At 62.9% G+C, this 17,632-nt stretch carries 17 protein-coding genes; 3 read left to right on the top strand and 14 right to left on the bottom strand.

Going from position 1 to position 17,632, the window contains the following annotated elements; genetic code table 11:
* Positions 1 to 120 precede the first annotated feature (120 nt).
* The 5 genes from AO356_RS15375 to leuS form a co-directional block, all read right to left on the bottom strand.
* A complete protein-coding gene (locus AO356_RS15375) occupies positions 121 to 1,443 on the bottom strand; it encodes a lytic murein transglycosylase (RefSeq protein WP_060740484.1) in 1,323 nt (440 codons plus the stop codon).
* A 72-nt stretch (positions 1,444 to 1,515) separates the two neighbouring features.
* Positions 1,516 to 1,680 (bottom strand): alternative ribosome rescue factor ArfA, encoded by a 165-nt coding sequence (gene arfA, locus AO356_RS15380; protein ID WP_030140368.1) that lies wholly within the window; start codon positions 1,678 to 1,680, stop codon positions 1,516 to 1,518.
* Positions 1,681 to 1,907: 227 nt separating this feature from the next.
* Positions 1,908 to 2,945, bottom strand: a complete 1,038-nt coding sequence (gene holA, locus AO356_RS15385; RefSeq protein WP_060740485.1) for a DNA polymerase III subunit delta — start codon at positions 2,943 to 2,945, stop codon at positions 1,908 to 1,910.
* Positions 2,946 to 2,984: 39 nt separating this feature from the next.
* Entirely contained in the window at positions 2,985 to 3,590 is a 606-nt protein-coding gene (gene lptE / locus AO356_RS15390; RefSeq protein WP_060740486.1) for an LPS assembly lipoprotein LptE, read from the bottom strand.
* A gap of 90 nt (positions 3,591 to 3,680) precedes the next feature.
* Positions 3,681 to 6,287 carry a leucine--tRNA ligase gene (gene leuS, locus AO356_RS15395; protein WP_060740487.1) on the bottom strand — a complete coding sequence of 869 codons (2,607 nt, stop codon included), beginning with the start codon at positions 6,285 to 6,287 and terminating at the stop codon, positions 3,681 to 3,683.
* Positions 6,288 to 6,579: 292 nt separating this feature from the next.
* Here leuS and AO356_RS15400 point away from each other — a divergent pair, with 292 nt between their 5' ends.
* The gene (locus tag AO356_RS15400) at positions 6,580 to 6,900 is read left to right on the top strand and encodes a hypothetical protein (protein WP_060740488.1); all 321 of its coding nucleotides are present in this window, start codon (positions 6,580 to 6,582) and stop codon (positions 6,898 to 6,900) included.
* A 103-nt stretch (positions 6,901 to 7,003) separates the two neighbouring features.
* A complete protein-coding gene (locus tag AO356_RS15405) occupies positions 7,004 to 7,765 on the top strand; it encodes a YdcF family protein (protein ID WP_060740489.1) in 762 nt (253 codons plus the stop codon).
* A 141-nt stretch (positions 7,766 to 7,906) separates the two neighbouring features.
* Here AO356_RS15405 and lnt read toward each other — a convergent pair whose 3' ends face one another.
* The 5 genes from lnt to miaB all read right to left on the bottom strand — a co-directional run bounded on the left by lnt (position 7,907) and on the right by miaB (position 13,343).
* Positions 7,907 to 9,430, bottom strand: a complete 1,524-nt coding sequence (gene lnt, locus AO356_RS15410) for an apolipoprotein N-acyltransferase (protein ID WP_060740490.1) — start codon at positions 9,428 to 9,430, stop codon at positions 7,907 to 7,909.
* 27 nt (positions 9,431 to 9,457) lie between these two features.
* Complete coding sequence (locus AO356_RS15415; RefSeq protein ID WP_003205870.1) at positions 9,458 to 10,297, bottom strand: HlyC/CorC family transporter; 840 nt, start codon at positions 10,295 to 10,297, stop codon at positions 9,458 to 9,460.
* Positions 10,298 to 10,336: 39 nt separating this feature from the next.
* Positions 10,337 to 10,795 (bottom strand): rRNA maturation RNase YbeY, encoded by a 459-nt coding sequence (gene ybeY / locus AO356_RS15420; protein ID WP_053125636.1) that lies wholly within the window; start codon positions 10,793 to 10,795, stop codon positions 10,337 to 10,339.
* Entirely contained in the window at positions 10,788 to 11,798 is a 1,011-nt protein-coding gene (locus AO356_RS15425) for a PhoH family protein (protein WP_060740491.1), read from the bottom strand. The genes ybeY and AO356_RS15425 overlap by 8 nt, the downstream gene beginning before the upstream one ends.
* Before the next feature lie 216 nt (positions 11,799 to 12,014).
* On the bottom strand, positions 12,015 to 13,343 hold the full coding sequence (gene miaB, locus AO356_RS15430) for a tRNA (N6-isopentenyl adenosine(37)-C2)-methylthiotransferase MiaB (RefSeq protein ID WP_060740492.1): 1,329 nt from the start codon (positions 13,341 to 13,343) through the stop codon (positions 12,015 to 12,017).
* A 133-nt stretch (positions 13,344 to 13,476) separates the two neighbouring features.
* Here miaB and AO356_RS15435 point away from each other — a divergent pair, with 133 nt between their 5' ends.
* Complete coding sequence (locus tag AO356_RS15435; protein WP_003185742.1) at positions 13,477 to 13,806, top strand: DUF1820 family protein; 330 nt, start codon at positions 13,477 to 13,479, stop codon at positions 13,804 to 13,806.
* A 139-nt stretch (positions 13,807 to 13,945) separates the two neighbouring features.
* Here the strand turns inward: AO356_RS15435 and AO356_RS15440 are convergent, their stop codons facing one another.
* The 4 genes from AO356_RS15440 to AO356_RS15455 all read right to left on the bottom strand — a co-directional run bounded on the left by AO356_RS15440 (position 13,946) and on the right by AO356_RS15455 (position 17,471).
* Positions 13,946 to 14,500, bottom strand: coding sequence for a tetratricopeptide repeat protein (locus AO356_RS15440; RefSeq protein ID WP_053188388.1), 555 nt, complete (start codon positions 14,498 to 14,500; stop codon positions 13,946 to 13,948).
* A 217-nt stretch (positions 14,501 to 14,717) separates the two neighbouring features.
* Positions 14,718 to 16,001: a glutamate-1-semialdehyde 2,1-aminomutase gene (gene hemL, locus AO356_RS15445; RefSeq protein ID WP_060740493.1), complete on the bottom strand. Its 1,284-nt coding sequence runs from the start codon at positions 15,999 to 16,001 to the stop codon at positions 14,718 to 14,720.
* A 28-nt stretch (positions 16,002 to 16,029) separates the two neighbouring features.
* The gene (gene thiE, locus AO356_RS15450; protein WP_060740494.1) at positions 16,030 to 16,656 is read right to left on the bottom strand and encodes a thiamine phosphate synthase; all 627 of its coding nucleotides are present in this window, start codon (positions 16,654 to 16,656) and stop codon (positions 16,030 to 16,032) included.
* A 17-nt stretch (positions 16,657 to 16,673) separates the two neighbouring features.
* On the bottom strand, positions 16,674 to 17,471 hold the full coding sequence (locus AO356_RS15455; RefSeq protein ID WP_060740495.1) for a hydroxymethylpyrimidine/phosphomethylpyrimidine kinase: 798 nt from the start codon (positions 17,469 to 17,471) through the stop codon (positions 16,674 to 16,676).
* Positions 17,472 to 17,632 lie beyond the last annotated feature (161 nt).

A 17,632-nucleotide genomic window follows, 5' to 3' on the forward strand; every position in this document is an offset into this window, starting at 1 on the left:
GCGCTTGGGAATCAGCCATCGCGAGCAAGCTTTGCTCCCACGGCTCGCTCCCACAGGTTGATTGGGAACACCTGTGGGAGCGAGCTGGCTCGCGATGGCGGTAGCCCGCCATACGGCAATTCAGCGGCTACGCAATGCCTCCAGCAACTGCTGCGTCGGATACCCATCCGCCGGCCAGCCGAACGACTGCTGGGCGCTGCGGATGGCCTTGCGGGTGTTGGCGCCGATGATGCCGTCGGGGTTGCCCGCGTCGTAGTTGTGCTTGCCCAGCAGGGTTTGCAATTCGATGCGTTCGCTGCGGCTCAGGGGCAGGTCTTCCTTGGGCCACTGGCCGTAGACCAGCCCGCCGTCGGTGAAGCGCTTTGACAACAGCCCGACCGCCAAGGCATAGGACGACGAGTTGTTGTACTTGAGGATGGCACGGAAGTTATCGAAGATCAGGAACGCCGGGCCGCGATGGCCGGCTGGCAGGAGCAGGGACGCCGATAGCTGCTTGTCATCCGGGGTGATCGGCAAGCCGCCATATTCTGAAACGCCCAGCCGAATCCATTCGGAGACGGGCTTGCGGATCGTGCCATCGGCCAGGGTGTAGTCGAAGCCCTCGGCGAGATTGACCTCGAACCCCCACGGCTGGCCACGTTGCCAGCCGGAGCTTTGCAGGTAGTGCGCAGTCGAAGCCAAGGCATCGGTGGAGCTGCCCCAGATGTCGCGGCGACCGTCGCCATCGAAATCCACCGCGTGGGTGTTATATGTGGTGGGAATGAACTGGGTCTGGCCCATGGCGCCGGCCCAGGAGCCGAGCATTTTTTCCGGTGTGATATCGCCCTGTTGCAGGATTTGCAGCGCGGCGATCAATTGCGCATGGGCGAAGCCCGGGCGTCGTCCTTCGTAGGCCAGGGTTGCCAGGGAGTTGATCACCGACTTGCTGCCCTGGAACTGGCCAAAGTTGCTCTCCATGCCCCACACCGCCACCAGCGCTTCGCGATCGACGCCATAACGCTGTTCGATGCTTTGCAGGACCTGGGCGTTCTGCTGGATCAGGCTCTTGCCTTTGTTGACCCGCAGTGGCGACAGCGCGCCATCGAGGTATTCCCACACGGGGCGGGTGAATTCCGGCTGGCTGCGGTCGGCCTTGATCACGCTCATGTCCGGGCTGACGCCGACAAACGCACGGTCGAACAAATCGGCGCGGATCCCGGCGGCCAGGGCTTCCCTGCGAAACCCGGCCTGCCATTCAGCGAAGGTCTGGGTGGGCGCAATGGCCAGGTCATCACCGGTGGGCACCACGGGCGGCACGATGGCCGGAGCGGTCACGGCGGGAACGGTCTGGAGCGGTTGGGCGTCGGCGGCGGTAGGTTTTTCGGCGCAGGCGACAAGCAGGACAACGCTTGCGGCAACAATCATTTGGCGCAGTGGCCAACGATGGGAAAGACAGAAGGGCATGCACGGGTCCAGAAATACAAATCAGGTGCTGACCTTAACATGCGAAAGGGGCGTAGGGCTTGTCCGAGTGTTTCAAGCGGCCAGAAAGCAAGAAGCCTCCCAGTTGTCAGACTGGAAGGCTTCGCGGCGGTAGCTGCCTTTGCCCTTGGCGGGTCGTTCCTGGCGGCTGCGGAACAGGGGCTGGGCGACGATGGACTTGGCCTTGTTGGGGCCATGCCTGGATGGCTTTTTGCTCATGATGGGATCTCTCGTGGGGTGGTTTTGCGGGGCAAATCATGGGACAGAGTTGGGGTGTTGTCCAGTCCCTGCATGCAAGAGGAAGTGTCGCCTGAAGTAACGCTTTTGTGGCGAGGGAGCTTGCTCCCGCTGGGCTGCGAAGCAGACCCAAAAAAACAGGGCCGCTTCGCGCCCCAGCGGGAGCAAGCTCCCTCGCCACCAAAAGCCCTCTGGCTTGAAGAGTGTGTTTACTCGGCAGGCAACGCCAGTCGTTGACCGGCCATCAACAACGACAACCGACTCAGGCTCATCCATGGCGAGCCGGCGGCTTGGCCCTTGATCTGCGCATCGATGCGCTGGGCCTCGAGCAGCAATTGCGCCCAGCGTGGTGCGGAGTAGCGTTGCAGGGCCTTGCTCATCAGGGGTTTGCGCTTGTCCCAGACGGGCGGGCGGGCCTGGCTGAAGGCCTTGTCCAGCGGTACGCCCTGGCTGTACTGCAGGGACAGGTTGGCCAGCAGGCGCAACTCCCGGGCCAGGGCCCAGAGGATCACCGGCGGCTCGACGCCTTCGCCCCGCAGGCCTTCGAGCATGCGCAGGGCATGGGCGGCTTCACCGTTGAGGATCGCATCGGTCAGGCCGAAGACATCGAAGCGCGCACTGTCGGCCACGGCAGCCTGTACCGTTTCTACGGTGATCTGCCCGCCTTCGGCCATCAGCTTGAGCTTTTCGATTTCCTGGGCGGCGGCCAGCAGGTTGCCTTCGACCCGGGCGGCAATCAGCTCCACCGCGTCCTGGCTGGCCGAGAGGCCGGCCTGGGACAGGCGTTGGCGGATCCAGCTGGGCAGTTGGCTGACATCCACCGGCCAGATCTGCACGAACTGGGTCTGCTGGCCCTCGACCAAGGCCTTGCCCCATTTGGTCTTCTGCGCGCTGCCGTCGAGTTTCGGCAAGCTGATGAGCAGCACCGTGTCCTCGGCCGGGCGTGAGCAATATTCGATCAGCGCAGCGGCGCCCTTGTCCCCGGGTTTACCGGAGGGCAAGCGCAGTTCCAGCAGGCGTTTTTCGGCGAACAACGACATGCTCGCCCCGGCCTGCAGCAGCGTGCCCCAGTCGAAACTGGCGTCGGCGGCGAAGACCTGGCGTTCATCGAAGCCTTGCTGGCGTGCGGCAGTGCGGATGGCGTCGGCGGCTTCCTGGCACAGCAGCGGGTCATCGCCACTGATGATGTAGACCGGCGCGAGGGCGCCTTGCAGGTGTTTGCCGAGTTGGGCGGGAGCGAGCTTCATAAGAGAAAGCGAGCGGGGCGCCGGAGCGCCCCGCAAGGCTTATTCAGCCGGGATCTGCATCGGCGACTGTTGCGGGGTTTCCGCTTCAGCCTTGCGCGCCGCTTCCAGGGCTTCGGCCTCGGCTTTGGCCTTGGCGTCGGCGGTCTGTTGCAGTTGGTCCAGTTGGGCCGGGTTCAGCTGTTGCAGGCGCAGCATCATGCGTTGCACGAGGTCACGACGCATTTCTTCGCGCACTTCGCTCGACTCCTGGTCGGAACCGGTGATGTTGTTGCCATCGTGCAGGTAGACCTTCTGCACTTGCAGCTTGTCGTCCAACAACACCAGATCGTTCTGGCCGCGGATCTCATAGCTCAGCACGTTGTTCAGTTCGTACTCGGCCGACCGACCGGCACCGGCATAGCTCAGGCTGCGCTGGGTTTGCTGTTCACGGGTCAGTACCAGCTTGTACGGCGCCCCGCCGTAGACTTTCACACCGCTGTTTTCCAGGCTGGTGCGCAGCAACTTGACGGTGTCGCCATAGGCGTCCCGTGCGCTGAGGTCCAGTTCCTTGATTGCCAGCTCGGTGGTGCCGGTGCCGCGCAGTTGGAAGCCGCAGGCGCTCAACAGGACCGCCAGGCCCACTACCAGCAGATTACGTTTGATCATCTTGTTGCTCCCCTTGAACCCTATGGGGGTCGACCATGCGACCCCGCAGGTTGTATTCGGCGCCAGGCTTGAGCCTCGCGCCCGATCCAATTAGCTTGCGACGATGTTGACCAGCTTGCCGGGCACGACGATCACTTTGCGAATCGTCAGGCCATCGACAAAGCGCAGCACGTTTTCATTGGCCCGCGCAGCGGCTTCGACTTCTTCACGTGTGGCGGCGGCCGGCATTTCGATCTGGCCGCGCAGCTTGCCGTTGACCTGGATGACCAGGGTCAGGCTGTCCTGCACCAGCGCGGTTTCGTCCACCACCGGCCAGCGAGCGTCAATCACCGGGTCGGCGTGACCCAGTTGATTCCACAGCTCGTGGCTGATGTGCGGGGTGATCGGCGCCAGCAGCAGCGTCACGGCTTCCAGGCCTTCGTGAATCAGTGCGCGATCCTGCTCGGAGCCTTGCGCGGCTTTTTCCAGTACGTTCATCAGCGTCATCACCTGGGCGATGGCGGTGTTGAATTTGTGGTTCTGGCCGACGTCATGGCTGGCCTGCTTGATGGCCAGGTGAATCGAGCGACGAACGGCTTTCTGCTCGTCGTTCAGGCCGGCGAGGTCCAGCTTGCCCGGCAGGCCCTGGGTGACGTGGGCCTGGGCCAGGCGCCAGACGCGCTTGAGGAAGCGGTGCGAGCCCTCGACGCCCGAGTCGGACCATTCCGCGCTCATGTCAGGTGGCGAGGCGAACATCATGAACAGGCGGCAGGTGTCCGCGCCGAACTGGTCGATCATCGACTGTGGGTCGACGCCGTTGTTCTTCGACTTGGCCATTTTCTCGGTGCCGCCGATTTCCACCGGCAGGCCGTCGGCGATCAGCTTGGCGCTGATGACCTTGGCCTTGCTGTCGCGTTCGAGCTCGACGTCGCTCGGGTTGAACCAGGTGTAGGCACCGTTGGCTTCGCGACGATAGTAAGTCTCGGCGATCACCATGCCTTGGGTCAGCAGGTTCTTGAACGGCTCGTTGGAGCTCACCAGGCCTTCGTCACGCATCAGCTTGTGGAAGAAGCGTGCGTAGAGCAGGTGGAGAATGGCGTGTTCGATGCCGCCGATGTACTGGTCCACCGGCAACCAGTGGTCGGCCGCGGATTTTTCCACCAGGCCGCCTTCATAGTGCGGCGAGGCGTAGCGCGCGTAATACCAGGAGGACTCGACGAAGGTGTCCATGGTGTCGGTTTCACGCTTGGCCGGTGCGCCGCATTTCGGGCAGCTGCACTCGTAGAACTCGGGCATGCGTGCCAGGGGCGAGCCGGCGCCGTCGGGTACGACGTCTTCTGGCAGGACCACGGGCAACTGGTCTTCCGGCACCGGTACGTCACCGCAGGTGTCGCAATGCACGATCGGGATCGGGCAGCCCCAGTAGCGCTGGCGGCTGATGCCCCAGTCCCGCAGGCGGAACTGGGTGCGCGAGGCACCGAGGTTCTTCTTGATCAGGGCGACTTCGATGGCATCGAATGCACCTGGGAAGTCCAGGCCGTTGAACTCGCCGGAGTTGATCAGTTCGCCGTGTTCGCCATAGGCGTCCTGCCAAGGTGTCGGAGTCTGGTCGCCGGCGCTGGTGCGCACCACCGCTTTGACCGGCAGGTTGTACTTGTGGGCGAATTCGAAATCACGCTCGTCGTGGGCCGGCACGGCCATCACCGCGCCGTCGCCGTAGTGCATCAGCACGTAGTTGGCGACCCACACCGGCAGCTTCTCGCCGGTGAGCGGGTGCTCGACGAACAACGACGTCGCCAAGCCTTTCTTCTCTTGGGTGGCGACATCGGCTTCGGCGACGCTGCCGCCCTTGCATTCGGCGATGAACGCCTGCAGCTCGGGGTTGTTCTGTGCCGCCAGGGTGGCCAGCGGATGCTCGGCGGCCACGGCCACATAAGTGGCGCCCATCAGCGTGTCCGGACGGGTGGTGAAGACTTTCAGGGTACCGGCTTCGCCAATGGAGGCGACGTCATACGGGAACTGCACTTCCATGCCCCGGGACTTGCCGATCCAGTTGCGCTGCATGGTCTTGACCTGCTCGGGCCAACCGGTCAGCTCGTCGAGACTCTCCAGGAGTTCATCCGCATAGGCGGTGATCTTGAAGTAGTACATCGGGATCTCGCGCTTTTCGATCAGCGCGCCGGAGCGCCAGCCGCGACCGTCGATCACTTGCTCGTTGGCCAGTACGGTCTGGTCCACCGGGTCCCAGTTCACGGTGCCGTTCTTGCGGTAGATCACGCCTTTTTCGAACAGGCGAGTGAACAGCCATTGTTCCCAGCGGTAGTAGTCCGGCTTGCAGGTGGTCACTTCGCGGGACCAGTCCACCGCCAGGCCCAGGCTGCGCAGCTGGGTCTTCATGTAGGCGATGTTTTCGTAGGTCCACTTGGCGGGGGCCACGTTGTTCTTCATCGCGGCGTTTTCCGCCGGCATGCCGAAGGCGTCCCAACCCATGGGTTGCAGGACGTTCTTGCCTTGCATGCGCTGGTAGCGGGAGATCACGTCGCCGATGGTGTAGTTGCGCACGTGCCCCATGTGTAGCTTGCCGCTGGGGTAAGGGAACATCGACAGGCAGTAGTAAGTCTCCTTGCCTGGCTGTTCACTGACTTCAAAGGACTTTTGCTCGTCCCAGAACGACTGGGCGGCGGCTTCGATTTCACGGGGCTGGTAGTGTTCGTGCATGGCTACTTTTGTACTGAATGGGGTGGCCCAATCCTCTTCGTGGCCATGCTGGACGCAGACGACGCCGAATGCGGCGTTTTCGATGCCCAGCCAAGCTGGAAGTGGAGTTACAGGAAGCGCCGTAGCATACATGACCGCGCTCTACCGAGGGAAACCCTGATTGCGTGCTGGCCATCGACGATCGCCGGCGCGAACCCGTGTTCAGGGCCGTTGGTCGCGGCGCCCTGCCGGTTTGCCCAGCGAAGCTAAGCTTCTCAATGGGGAGTGAGTCTTATCTTCAATGAGGTGAGGGATGGTTGAATCACAACGAAAAGTCGCTACACCTGAGTTGTATGAAAAACTGATCGATCGTCTCGGGGTGGCCCTGGACGCTGCAAGAACCGCCGGCCGCTTGCGGGATGAGCGTCCGGTAGAGCTGGAGCTGCGTGGCTTGAGCCCCGCAGAGTTCGAACTGGTCGAGGCTTACCTCGAACAGGCCGGACATCAACCCCCCGCCAGTGGGGCCCAGGTACTCAAGCGTCTCGAGGCGCCCCGTTCGGCCAAGGTTGTATGGCTCAAGGACCGGACGCCTGACAAGGATGCTGTAAAGGTCCGGTCACTGCAGTTCAAGTAGCGCCGGATTCACGCGTGTCGCTTTTTTTGATTCAAGGTTTTTTCGAATCTGTTGTCGCTTTGCGTCAACCCACCTAGGCTTCGGGCATCTATGGAGATGCCCGATGCCGTTTCGCTATTTCATCAAACAACTTTTATTGCCGCCCGGCATTCTTTTGCTGTTGTTGGCGCTTGCCTGGTGGTGGCGTCATTCGCGGCCGCGCCTGGCTCGCCTGTGTTTCGCCGTGGGCCTGGGCGGCTTCTGGCTGATGAGCCTGCCGGTGGTGGTGCAGTGGAGCGCCAAGGCACTGGAGCGTGAACCGCCGTTGCCACGCAGTGAATGGGCGACCCTGGCCCAGCGTGCCGACGCCATCGTGGTGCTGGGTTCCGGTCGCGAGCGCGGTGACCTGGCTTGGGGGGCGGACCAGCCCACCGGTGTCGGCCTCGAACGCCAGCGTTATGCGGCGCGACTGGCCAAGGCTTCGGGCTTGCCCGTGCTGACGACCGGCGGCTTGCACTATGGCACCCCACCCAGTGAAGCAAAGTTGATGGCCGATTCGATGCGGGACGACTTCGGCGTCACCGTTCGCTGGCAGGAAGAGCGCAGCCGCACGACCTGGGAAAACGCCCAGATGAGTGCCGAGATCCTGCTGCCGGAAAATATAAAGCGCATTGTGGTGGTCACTCAGGCCTGGCACATGCCGCGTGCGGTCTGGAGTTTCGAGCGGTCAGGATTTGAAGTGGTGCCGGCGCCTGTCGGCTTCCTGGGCCCGGACAACGCCCGGCCATTGGGTGGCTGGATGCCGGAATTCAAGTCGATCTGGCAGTCCGGGCAGTTGATGAATGAGGCGATGGGGTTGGTGGGGTATTGGTTGTTCTATCGCTGAGCATACGAAATGTGTGGGCTGAACATAGTTGTGGCGAGGGAGCTTGCTCCCGCTGGGCTGCGCAGCGGCCCCAAAATTTCTGGGAGCGCTTCGCACTCCAGCGGGAGCAAGCTCCCTCGCCACAAGTGCTTCCAGAAGGCTTTAAACCGTCTTGGCCATCCGGCTCGCCACCAATGCCCAGCCCAGCAGCAACACGCACAAAATGATCAGCGGCCACGAGCGCCATTGCAGGTACGGGGTCAGGTTGTGCATCGGCACCACTTCGCCGTAGAGGATGCCGCGCTCGAATTGCGGGATCTGTGCGGTGATCTGGCCGAAGGGGTTGATCAGGCCGGTCACGCCGTTGTTGGTGGCGCGGATCATCCAGCGGCCGGCTTCCAGGGCGCGCATCTGGGCCATTTGCAGGTGTTGCAGCGGGCCGATCGAGGTGCCGAACCAGGTGTCGTTGCTGATGGTCAGCAGCAGGTCGCTGCGCGCCGAGAGGCTGGCGGCGAACTCCGGGTAGACCACTTCATAGCAGATGAACGGGGCGATCTGGTAACCCTTGGCTTGCAGCAACGGCTGGTCGGCCGGGCCCCGGGCGAAGTCCGACATGGGCAGGTCGAAGAAGGCGATCAGGCCGCGCAGGATGTCCTGTAGCGGCACGTATTCGCCAAACGGCACGAGTTTTTGCTTCAGGTAGGTGCCGTCACCTTCGCCGGTCACGGTGATGCCGTTGTAGTAACGCTTCTCGTGATGCACCAGTTGCCGAATCGGCACGCCGGTAATCAGCGCCGACTGCCGCTCGGCGGCGAAGTTGCCCATCATGTCCAGGTAGCCCTGGGCGGACTCCTTGAGCACCGGCACCGCGGTTTCCGGCCAGATCAGCAGGTCGACGCGCTTGGAGGCGAAGCTCATGTCGCGGTACAGCGCCAACTGCGCGTTGAGCTGTTCGGGGTCCCACTTCATGCTTTGTTCGATGTTGCCCTGGATCGCCGCGACGCTCAGCGGGTCGCCCGAGGGGCTGGTCCAGGCATGCCCCTTGAGTGCCATGCCGGCCACCCACGGGCCGATCAACAGCAGCACGCCCGCGGCAATAAAACCTTTGCGGGCACCGCGGATCAGCCGCGGCGCGTTGTACAGCAGCGCGGCGGTCAGGGCCAGGGTGAAGGAGATCAGCCACATCCCGCCCAGCGGCGCGAGGCCGGCCAGGGGGCCGTCGAGCTGGCTGTAACCGGAATACAGCCACGGGAACCCGGTGAGGAACCAGCCGCGGAAGGCTTCCTGGCCCAACCACAGCGCGGCGAATGCCAGGGCATCGGCCAAGGGCGCCTCGTTGCGGCGCAGCCAGCGCGCCCACAGCCAGGCGGGCAGGGCGAAGAACCAGGCGATGGCGGCGATGAACAGCAGCATCAACAGCCCGGCGAGCAGCACCGAGGCTCCACCGAAGTTATGGATGCTGACGTAGATCCAACTGGTGCCGGCGCCAAACAGGCCAAAACCGAAACACCAGCCACGGCCCAGGGCCTGGCGCGGCGAAAGCTCGCGCAGCCCGGCATAGAACAAGCCGACCGCCAGCAATGCCAGCGGCCAGAGGTCGAACGGTGCCAGGGCCAGGGTGGTGATCGCACCGGCCGCCACGGCCAGCAGGTTACCGGGCCAGCCGGGGCGGGTTATCCAGCGCATGTATATCCTTAGCGGGTCTCGCAGGGGTTATCGGCCAATGGGTGACAGGCGCAGCAGGTGAATCCGGCGGCTGTCGGCATTGAGGATGCGGAAGCGCCAGGAGCCGATTTCCGTGGTTTCGTTGCGCTTGGGCAGGTGCCCGAAAGCACTCATCACCAGGCCGCCGACGGTGTCGAACTCATCGTCGGAGAATTGGCTGTCGAAGAATTCGTTGAAGTTCTCGATCGGCGTCAGGGCCTTGATCAGGAAGTCACCGCTGGGCAGCGGCTTGATGTAGCTGTCTTCCTCGACATCGTGCTCGTCCTCGATGTCGCCGACGATCTGCTCGAGGACGTCTTCGATGGTGACCAGGCCGGCCACGCCGCCGTATTCGTCGATGACGATGGCCATGTGGTTGTGGTTGGCGCGGAATTCCCGCAGCAGCACGTTCAGGCGCTTGGACTCGGGCACGAAGGTGGCCGGGCGTAGCAGGTCCTTGATGTTGAAGCTGTCGCCGTTCTCCTGAAGGATCAGCGGCAGCAGGTCCTTGGCCAGCAGTACGCCCATGACGTCGTCATGGCTCTCGCCAACGACCGGGTAGCGCGAGTGAGCGGAGTCGACCACGGCGGGCAGGAATTCACGCGGGGTCTGGGTCGCCTTGATGCTGACCATTTGCGAGCGCGGGACCATGATGTCCCGCACTTGCAGGTCAGCGACCTGGATGGCGCCTTCGACGATGGCCAGCGCTTCGCTGTCCAGCAGTTTGTTCTGGTGTGCATCGCGCAGCAGCTCCAGCAGCTCCTGGCGGTTTTTCGGCTCATGGGCAAAAGCCTGGGTGAGCTTGCCCAGCCATGACTTCTGCCCGTTGCTCGATCGATCTTCGCTCATAGCGATTACTCTGAATCCTTTGTCGTTACAGTTGATGTATCAGTGTTCGTCGCCGGCGTAGGGGTCGGGATGACCCAGCTCTGCAAGCAACGTTCGTTCCAGTGCTTCCATTTCTTCGGCTTCGTCATCTTCTATATGGTCGTAACCCAGTAGATGCAAGCAGCCGTGAATCACCAGATGGGCCCAGTGGGCCTCGGGGGGCTTGTCTTGTTCCGCCGCTTCACGCTCCACCACCGGGACGCAGATCACCAGGTCGCCCAGCAGCGGGATGTCGAGCAGCTCGTCGGGAACGTCGGCGGGGAACGACAGCACGTTGGTGGCGTAGTCTTTCTGCCGCCAAGTGTGGTTCAGCTCGCGGCCTTCGGGCTCGTCCACCAGGCGGATCGTCAGCTCCGAGTCGGCGCTGCGCTGGCGCAGGGCCAGTTCGCACCATTGGCGGAACTGGGCTTCGCTGGGGGCGGCGTGTTCGCAGGCCACTTGCAGGTCGAGTTCAAGCATTGTGGCGATTGCCTTTGCCTTCGGTCGTGTCGTCGGCCTCGCGATTCTCGAAGCGCTCGTAGGCTTCGACAATGCGCTGGACCAACGGATGGCGCACGACGTCCTTGGGCATGAAGTGCGTGAAGCTGATGCCTGGCACGTCCTTGAGGACCTGGATCACATGGTTCAGCCCGGACTTGGTGCCACGGGGCAGGTCGACCTGGGTGATGTCCCCGGTGATGACGGCGGTGGAGCCGAAGCCGATCCGGGTCAGGAACATTTTCATCTGCTCGACCGTGGTGTTCTGGCTTTCGTCGAGGATGATGAAGCTGTTGTTCAGGGTACGACCGCGCATGTAGGCCAGCGGCGCGACCTCGATGACCTGGCGCTCGATCAGCTTGGCGACGTATTCGAAGCCGAGCATTTCATACAGCGCGTCATAGAGCGGGCGCAGGTACGGGTCGATCTTCTGGGCCAGGTCGCCGGGCAGGAAGCCGAGTTTTTCACCCGCTTCGACCGCCGGTCGCACCAGCAGGATGCGCCGTACCTGTTCGCGCTCCAGCGCATCGACGGCGCAGGCCACGGCCAGGTAGGTCTTGCCGGTACCGGCCGGGCCGATGCCGAAGTTGATGTCGTTGCCCAGGATTTCCTTCACGTAGCGCTGCTGATTCAAGCCGCGAGGGCGAATCATGCCTTTTTTCGTGCGCAGGGCCACGGCAGGTTCCGACGGGGCGTGGTTGTCGAGTTCTTCGACAGCCGATTCCTGCAGGAACAGGTGGACCGTATCCGGCGACAGCTCGCTCCCCTTGGTTTCCCGGTAGAGACGGCGCAGCAGGTTTTCCGCGGAGGTGGTGTGCTTGGGTTCGCCGATCAGCTCGAACTGGTTTCCGCGGTTGCGGATCTCGATGGCCAGGCGCTGTTCGATCAAGCGCAGGTGCTCGTCGAATTGCCCGCACAGATTGGCGAAGCGGCGAGCTTCAAAGGGCTCGAGAATAAAGCGATGTGGTTCGATGGGTGCGTTCAAGGTCGTTTTTAGCCGCCCAGGGGCAATTGAGATGAAACCAAGGATAGCGCCAGTAGGCTGGGTGCGAAAGCTCTTAAACAGGCGAATCCGATCACAAGGCTTGGCACGATTCACTGTGGGAGCGAGCTTGCTCGCGATGGGGGCCTCACATTCAACATGAGAATTGACTGCCATGCCGCTATCGCGAGCAAGCTCGCTCCCACAGGAAGTGTGGGGTTACTGGATCAGTGAACCCCGCAGGGAGTGCGGTTGCGCGGCGTCGATGTGCACGTCGGCGAACTGGCCGATCAGCGCCGGGGTGTCGCAGCGGAAATTGACGATGCGGTTGTTTTCGGTACGTCCTTGCAGCTCGCCGGGGTCTTTTTTCGAATAATCGGTCACCAGAATCCGCTGGACGGAACCGACCATTTGTCGGCTGATCTCGAAGCCTTGCTGGTTGAGGCGATGCTGCAAGGCGTTGAGCCGTTCTTTTTTCAGTTCTTCCGGGGTGTCGTCCGCCAGGTCGGCCGCCGGGGTTCCAGGGCGCTGGCTGTAGACGAAGGAATAGGAGAAGTCGAAGCCCACGTCTTCGATCAGCTTCATGGTCTGCTGGAAGTCTTTCTCGGTTTCACCGGGGAAACCGACGATAAAGTCCGAGCTGATGCAGATGCCCGGCACTGCCGCACGCAATTTGCGCAGCTTGGATTTGTACTCCAGCGCCGTGTGGTTGCGCTTCATGGCCGCGAGGATCCGGTCGGAACCCGATTGCACCGGCAAGTGCAGGTGCTTGACCAGCTCGGGAACCTCGGCGTGGGCCTGGATCAGGCTGTCGGAGAACTCCAGCGGGTGAGACGTGGTGTAGCGGATGCGGTCGATGCCGTCCACCGCCGCCACCACGCGGATCAGCTCGGCGAGGTCCGCCAGGCGCCCGTCATGGGTCAGGCCGCGATAGCCGTTGACGTTCTGCCCCAGCAGGGTCACTTCGCGCACGCCGTTTTCGGCCAGGTGGATGATCTCGGCGATCACGTCGTCGAACGGTCGGCTGACTTCTTCGCCGCGGGTATAGGGCACCACGCAGAACGTGCAGTACTTGCTGCAGCCTTCCATCACCGACACATAGGCGCTTGGGCCGTCGATGCGCGGTTCGGGCAGGTGGTCGAACTTTTCGATTTCCGGAAACGAGACATCCACTTGCGGCAGCTTGGTCGCACGCGCGGCGTCGATCATCTCCGGCAGACGGTGCAAGGTCTGCGGGCCGAAGACCACGTCCACGTACGGGGCACGATCACGAATGGCCGCGCCTTCCTGGCTGGCCACGCAACCGCCCACGGCGATGACCATTTCCGGGTTGGCCAGCTTCAGCTCGCGCCAGCGGCCGAGCTGGGAATACACCCGGTCCTGGGCGCGCTCGCGGATCGAGCAAGTATTGAGCAGGATCACGTCCGCGTCTTCGGCGCGGGCGGTGACTTCCAGGGCCTGGTGTTCACCCAGCAGATCGACCATGCGCGAGCTGTCGTACTCGTTCATCTGGCAACCGTGGGTTTCGATGTAAAGCTTCTTGGCCATGGACGGAGTCATCACGTGATTCAAAGAACCGCGCATTATAGGGAACAAGTCCCCCGGTTCCTACCGCTGTGCGAGCAGTGGCTATGCTATAGTTCGCGCCCTCATTTTTACCCGCCGATGTGTTTCGCCAGCCATGACCAAACGTGAAGCTCCAATCTACAAGGTGATTTTCCTTAACCAGGGCCAGGTGTTCGAAATGTACGCCAAGCAGATCTATCAAAGTGATCTGTGGGGCTTCCTGGAAGTGGAAGAGTTCGTCTTTGGCGAGCGCACGCAAGTGGTCGTCGATCCGAGCGAAGAAAAGCTCAAGGCGCAGTTCGAAGGCGTGGTGCGCAGTTTCGTGCCGATGCATTCGATCGTGCGCATCGACGAAGTCGAACGCCTGGGCACGCCGAAAATCAGCGAAGCCCGCGGCGCGGTTGGCAACGTGATGCCGTTTCCGATGCCGATGCCTGAGAAGTAAGACTCAAGACCGAGGTGCTCCCAATCGCGAGCAAGCTCGCTCCCACACTGGATTGTCGATGCTCGCAAACTTGTGCGCACAGAGAACCCATGTGGGAGCGAGCTTGCTCGCGATTAGGTCATCAAGGCCGAAGCAATAGTCAGGGCAGCGGCGAAAAAGGCGTACGCCCATCGGCGTTCTGCAATTCCATCAGGTATTTGCGAAAGATCTGGCCCAGCACCTGGGTCGCCACTTCCAGCTCGTCGCGGGGCATCTGCTCGGCGACTTCGTCGGCGGTGTCCAGGGCTTCTTCGGCGCCGTTGACCGCGGCCATCTTCAAGACGATGTAGGCCTGGACGTTGTTGGCTGGAACGCCTTCGCCATGGAAGAACATGCCGCCGAGCTTGAATTGCGCCTGGGCATGGCCTTGCAGCGAGGCTTTTTCGAAGTAGTTGAGGGCTTGCTTGAGGTCGCGGGGTGCAGCCTTGCCTTCGTAGTAGAACTCGCCCAACTCGTATTGCGCTTGTGCATCGCCTGCGTCCGCCGCTTTTTGACAGGCGTCGAGTGCCGGTGCGAGATCTTGTGGCTGGGTATTGAGCGTGCAACGGCCCAGCGCCGGGATCAACAACGAGTTGCCGCCTGCCTGTGCATTCGCCAGCAGCGGCTGAAGGAGCAACAGGCAGCCCAAGGCAAGGGTGCGGCCGGTGCGGTTCATGGGAATCGACTTACCTCTGAGGGGCGCGCGGACCCTCCGGGGGATCCAATAAGCGCGCATTATGAAATAAGCGGGGCCATCCTTACAAAGTCTTTACTCGTTTTTCTGCTGCACGGGAATGCTAATAGCAGCTTCGGGCATAAATACGTAGGAAAAGGGCGGGAGGTTGTCAGCAATCACTGACGCCAGCTTCAGCTAGCGTCAGTTATCCACAGGCTTACTTCAGTGCCGCGAAGGCCCGCTCGGCTGCATCGAGGGTGATCTTCAGCTCGGTCTCGCCATGGGCGATGGAGGTGAAGCCGGCTTCGAACGCACTCGGGGCCAGGTACACGCCGCCGTCGAGCATCAGGTGGAAGAAGCGCTTGAAGCGGTCGGCATCGCTGGCCATGACGTCTTCGAAGGTGACGATGTCATCGGCGCCACTGAAATACAGGCCAAACATGCCGCCGGCCTGGGTGGTCACGAAGGGGATACCCGCCGCATCGGCGCGGATCTGCAGGCCGTCGAGCAGGCGAGTGGTGTAGTCGGTCAGTTCGGCGTGGAAGCCCGGGCGGCTGATCAGGCGCAGGGTGGTCAGGCCGGCGGCCATGGCCAACGGGTTGCCCGACAGCGTCCCGGCCTGGTAGACCGGGCCCAGCGGTGCGATGCATTCCATGATGGCGCGCTTGCCGCCGAAACAGCCGACCGGCATGCCGCCGCCGATGATCTTGCCGAAGGTGCTCAGGTCCGGCGTGACGCCGTAATGGGCCTGGGCGCCACCGAGGGCCACGCGGAAGCCGGTCATCACTTCATCGAAAATCAACACCACGCCATGCTGGTCGCACAGGCTGCGCAGGCCTTCGAGGAAACCCGGCGCCGGCGGCACGCAGTTCATGTTGCCGGCCACCGGCTCGACGATGATGCAGGCCACTTCCTGGCCGACTTCGCCGAGCATCTTCTCGACTTCTTCGAGGTCGTTGAACGGCAGGGTCAGGGTGTGTTTGGCGAACGCCGCCGGCACACCGGCCGAGCTCGGCACGCCCTGGGTCAGTGCGCCGGAACCGGCCTTGACCAGCAGGCTGTCGGAGTGGCCGTGGTAGCAGCCTTCGAACTTGATGATGCTGTCGCGCCCGGTGTAGCCCCGCGCCAGGCGGATCGCACTCATGGTCGCCTCGGTGCCGGAGCTGACCATGCGCACCATTTCCATCGATGGCACGATCGAGCAGACCAGGTCGGCCATCTCGGTCTCCATCGCGGTCGGGGCCCCGTAGGACAGGCCGTGGACCAATTGCTTGCGCACCGCATCCAGCACGTCCGGATGGCTGTGGCCGAGGATCATCGGGCCCCAGGAACCGACGTAGTCCACATAGCGCTTGTCGTCTTCGTCGGTGACGTATGCGCCTTCGGCGTGCTTGAAGAACAGCGGGGTGCCGCCGACGCTCTTGAACGCACGAACAGGCGAGTTAACGCCGCCGGGGATGTGTTTCTGGGCATTGGCAAACAGGGTTTCGGAACGGGACATGGTTGGGCTCTCGAAAACGAAAAATGGACTATTTGATCTGCAGCAGCTCGTTGAAGGCGCGGGCGCGGCGCGTCACTTCAGCGCTGCTGTCGGCGCCGAACAGGCCGTGGACCACCGCCAGCAGGTCGACCCCGTGGGCCACCAGCGGGGCGGCGTTCTCCAGAGTGATGCCGCCGATGGCGCACACCGGAATATGCAGTTTGATGCGCGCCTGTTCGAGCAGTTCAAGGTTTGCGCTGGGGGCGCCGGGCTTGGTGTTGGAGTTGAAGAAGCGCCCGAACGCGACATAACTGGCGCCTTCGCTGGCGGCCTGTTCGGCCAGGGCCAGGCTGGCGTGGCAGGTGGAGCCGACGATCGCCTTGTGCCCGAGCAGCGCCCGCACCGGCGCCAGCGGGCCATCGGTCTGGCCCAGGTGCACGCCGACGCCCAGGCGCGCGGCCAGTTCGGCGTCGTCGTTGATGATCAACTGGGTCTTGTAGCGCTCGCACAGGTTGCGCAGGGCTTCGGCCTCGCGCAGGCGGCGGGCTTCGTCACTGCTTTTGTCGCGGTATTGCAGCAGGGTCACGCCACCTTCCAGCGCCGCTTCGACATAAGCGAGGAACTTGCCGGCCAGCAATTGGCTATCGGTGATGGCGTACAGGCCACGTAATTTCATTCCACAGGCCTCCGGTGCTACGAGCAGAAATCCAGCGGCAGGCGACGCGGCACGAACTGGCCTTTGCCCAGTTGTTCGGCATCGCGCAAGGTGCGCCAGGTGTAATCCAGTGCTGTCTTGACGGCGCTGGCGAGCTGTTCGCCCTGGGCCAGCCGACCGGCCAGGGCGCTGGCCAGGGTGCAGCCGGAACCGTGGTAGCTGCCGGGCAAGCGCTGGCAGGTAAAGGTTTCGCGGCGGCCATCGCGGCTGTACAGGCGATTATGGACTTCATGTTCGTCGCCGTGACCGCCGGTGATCAACAGGTGTTTGACGAAGGGCAGCAGTTTTTCCGCGCACTCGTCGGCGCTGCCCTCGGGCAGTTCGGCAAGGATGCGTGCTTCAGGCAGGTTGGGGGTGGCGATGATGGCCAGGGGCAGCAGGCGTTCGCGCATGGCGTAGCCGACTTCATCCTTGCCCAGGCGCCCGCCACCGCCGGCGCGCAGCACCGGGTCGCAGACCATCGGCAGATGCGGGTGGGCCTGGAGCAGTTCGACCACCGTGTCGACCATTTCCAGTGAGCCGAGCATCCCCAGCTTGACCGCCGCGACCGGCGAATCGTTGAGCACGGCATTGGCTTGCGCCAGCACCCACTCGCGATCGAGCACGCGGAAATCGCTGACGTTGACGGTGTCTTGCACGGTCAATGCGGTAACGGCCGGGGCGGCATGACAGCCCTGGGCGAGCAGGGCTTCGATATCTGCCTGCAAACCGGCGCCCCCACTGGGATCGTGGCCGGAGAGACAGAGGACAACGGGGCGAGAGCTGTAGATATTCATGGTGCGCGAGCTTACCACCAAACCTGTTTTATCGGTGGCGGGAGTCAGAGGATTTGTACGCTGCCTGTGATGGCAAGGCCCGGCTCATCGTGGCGAGGGAGCTTGCTCCCGCTGAGGTGCGAAGCGCCTCCCGATAACAGGCGGCCGCTTCGCGCCCGAGC

The organism is Pseudomonas fluorescens (assembly GCF_001307275.1).
GTDB classification, from domain to species: Bacteria; Pseudomonadota; Gammaproteobacteria; order Pseudomonadales; family Pseudomonadaceae; genus Aquipseudomonas; species Aquipseudomonas fluorescens_AA.

Bases quoted from the DNA above. Each gene is read 5' to 3' on its own strand.
- AO356_RS15375 (WP_060740484.1), bottom strand. From the start codon at position 1,443: ATGCCCTTCTGTCTTTCCCATCGTTGGCCACTGCGCCAAATGATTGTT.
- arfA (WP_030140368.1), bottom strand. From the start codon at position 1,680: ATGAGCAAAAAGCCATCCAGGCATGGCCCCAACAAGGCCAAGTCCATC.
- holA (WP_060740485.1), bottom strand. From the start codon at position 2,945: ATGAAGCTCGCTCCCGCCCAACTCGGCAAACACCTGCAAGGCGCCCTC.
- lptE (WP_060740486.1), bottom strand. From the start codon at position 3,590: ATGATCAAACGTAATCTGCTGGTAGTGGGCCTGGCGGTCCTGTTGAGC.
- leuS (WP_060740487.1), bottom strand. From the start codon at position 6,287: ATGCACGAACACTACCAGCCCCGTGAAATCGAAGCCGCCGCCCAGTCG.
- AO356_RS15400 (WP_060740488.1), top strand. From the start codon at position 6,580: ATGGTTGAATCACAACGAAAAGTCGCTACACCTGAGTTGTATGAAAAA.
- AO356_RS15405 (WP_060740489.1), top strand. From the start codon at position 7,004: ATGCCGTTTCGCTATTTCATCAAACAACTTTTATTGCCGCCCGGCATT.
- lnt (WP_060740490.1), bottom strand. From the start codon at position 9,430: ATGCGCTGGATAACCCGCCCCGGCTGGCCCGGTAACCTGCTGGCCGTG.
- AO356_RS15415 (WP_003205870.1), bottom strand. From the start codon at position 10,297: ATGAGCGAAGATCGATCGAGCAACGGGCAGAAGTCATGGCTGGGCAAG.
- ybeY (WP_053125636.1), bottom strand. From the start codon at position 10,795: ATGCTTGAACTCGACCTGCAAGTGGCCTGCGAACACGCCGCCCCCAGC.
- miaB (WP_060740492.1), bottom strand. From the start codon at position 13,343: ATGGCCAAGAAGCTTTACATCGAAACCCACGGTTGCCAGATGAACGAG.
- AO356_RS15435 (WP_003185742.1), top strand. From the start codon at position 13,477: ATGACCAAACGTGAAGCTCCAATCTACAAGGTGATTTTCCTTAACCAG.
- AO356_RS15440 (WP_053188388.1), bottom strand. From the start codon at position 14,500: ATGAACCGCACCGGCCGCACCCTTGCCTTGGGCTGCCTGTTGCTCCTT.
- hemL (WP_060740493.1), bottom strand. From the start codon at position 16,001: ATGTCCCGTTCCGAAACCCTGTTTGCCAATGCCCAGAAACACATCCCC.
- thiE (WP_060740494.1), bottom strand. From the start codon at position 16,656: ATGAAATTACGTGGCCTGTACGCCATCACCGATAGCCAATTGCTGGCC.
- AO356_RS15455 (WP_060740495.1), bottom strand. From the start codon at position 17,471: ATGAATATCTACAGCTCTCGCCCCGTTGTCCTCTGTCTCTCCGGCCAC.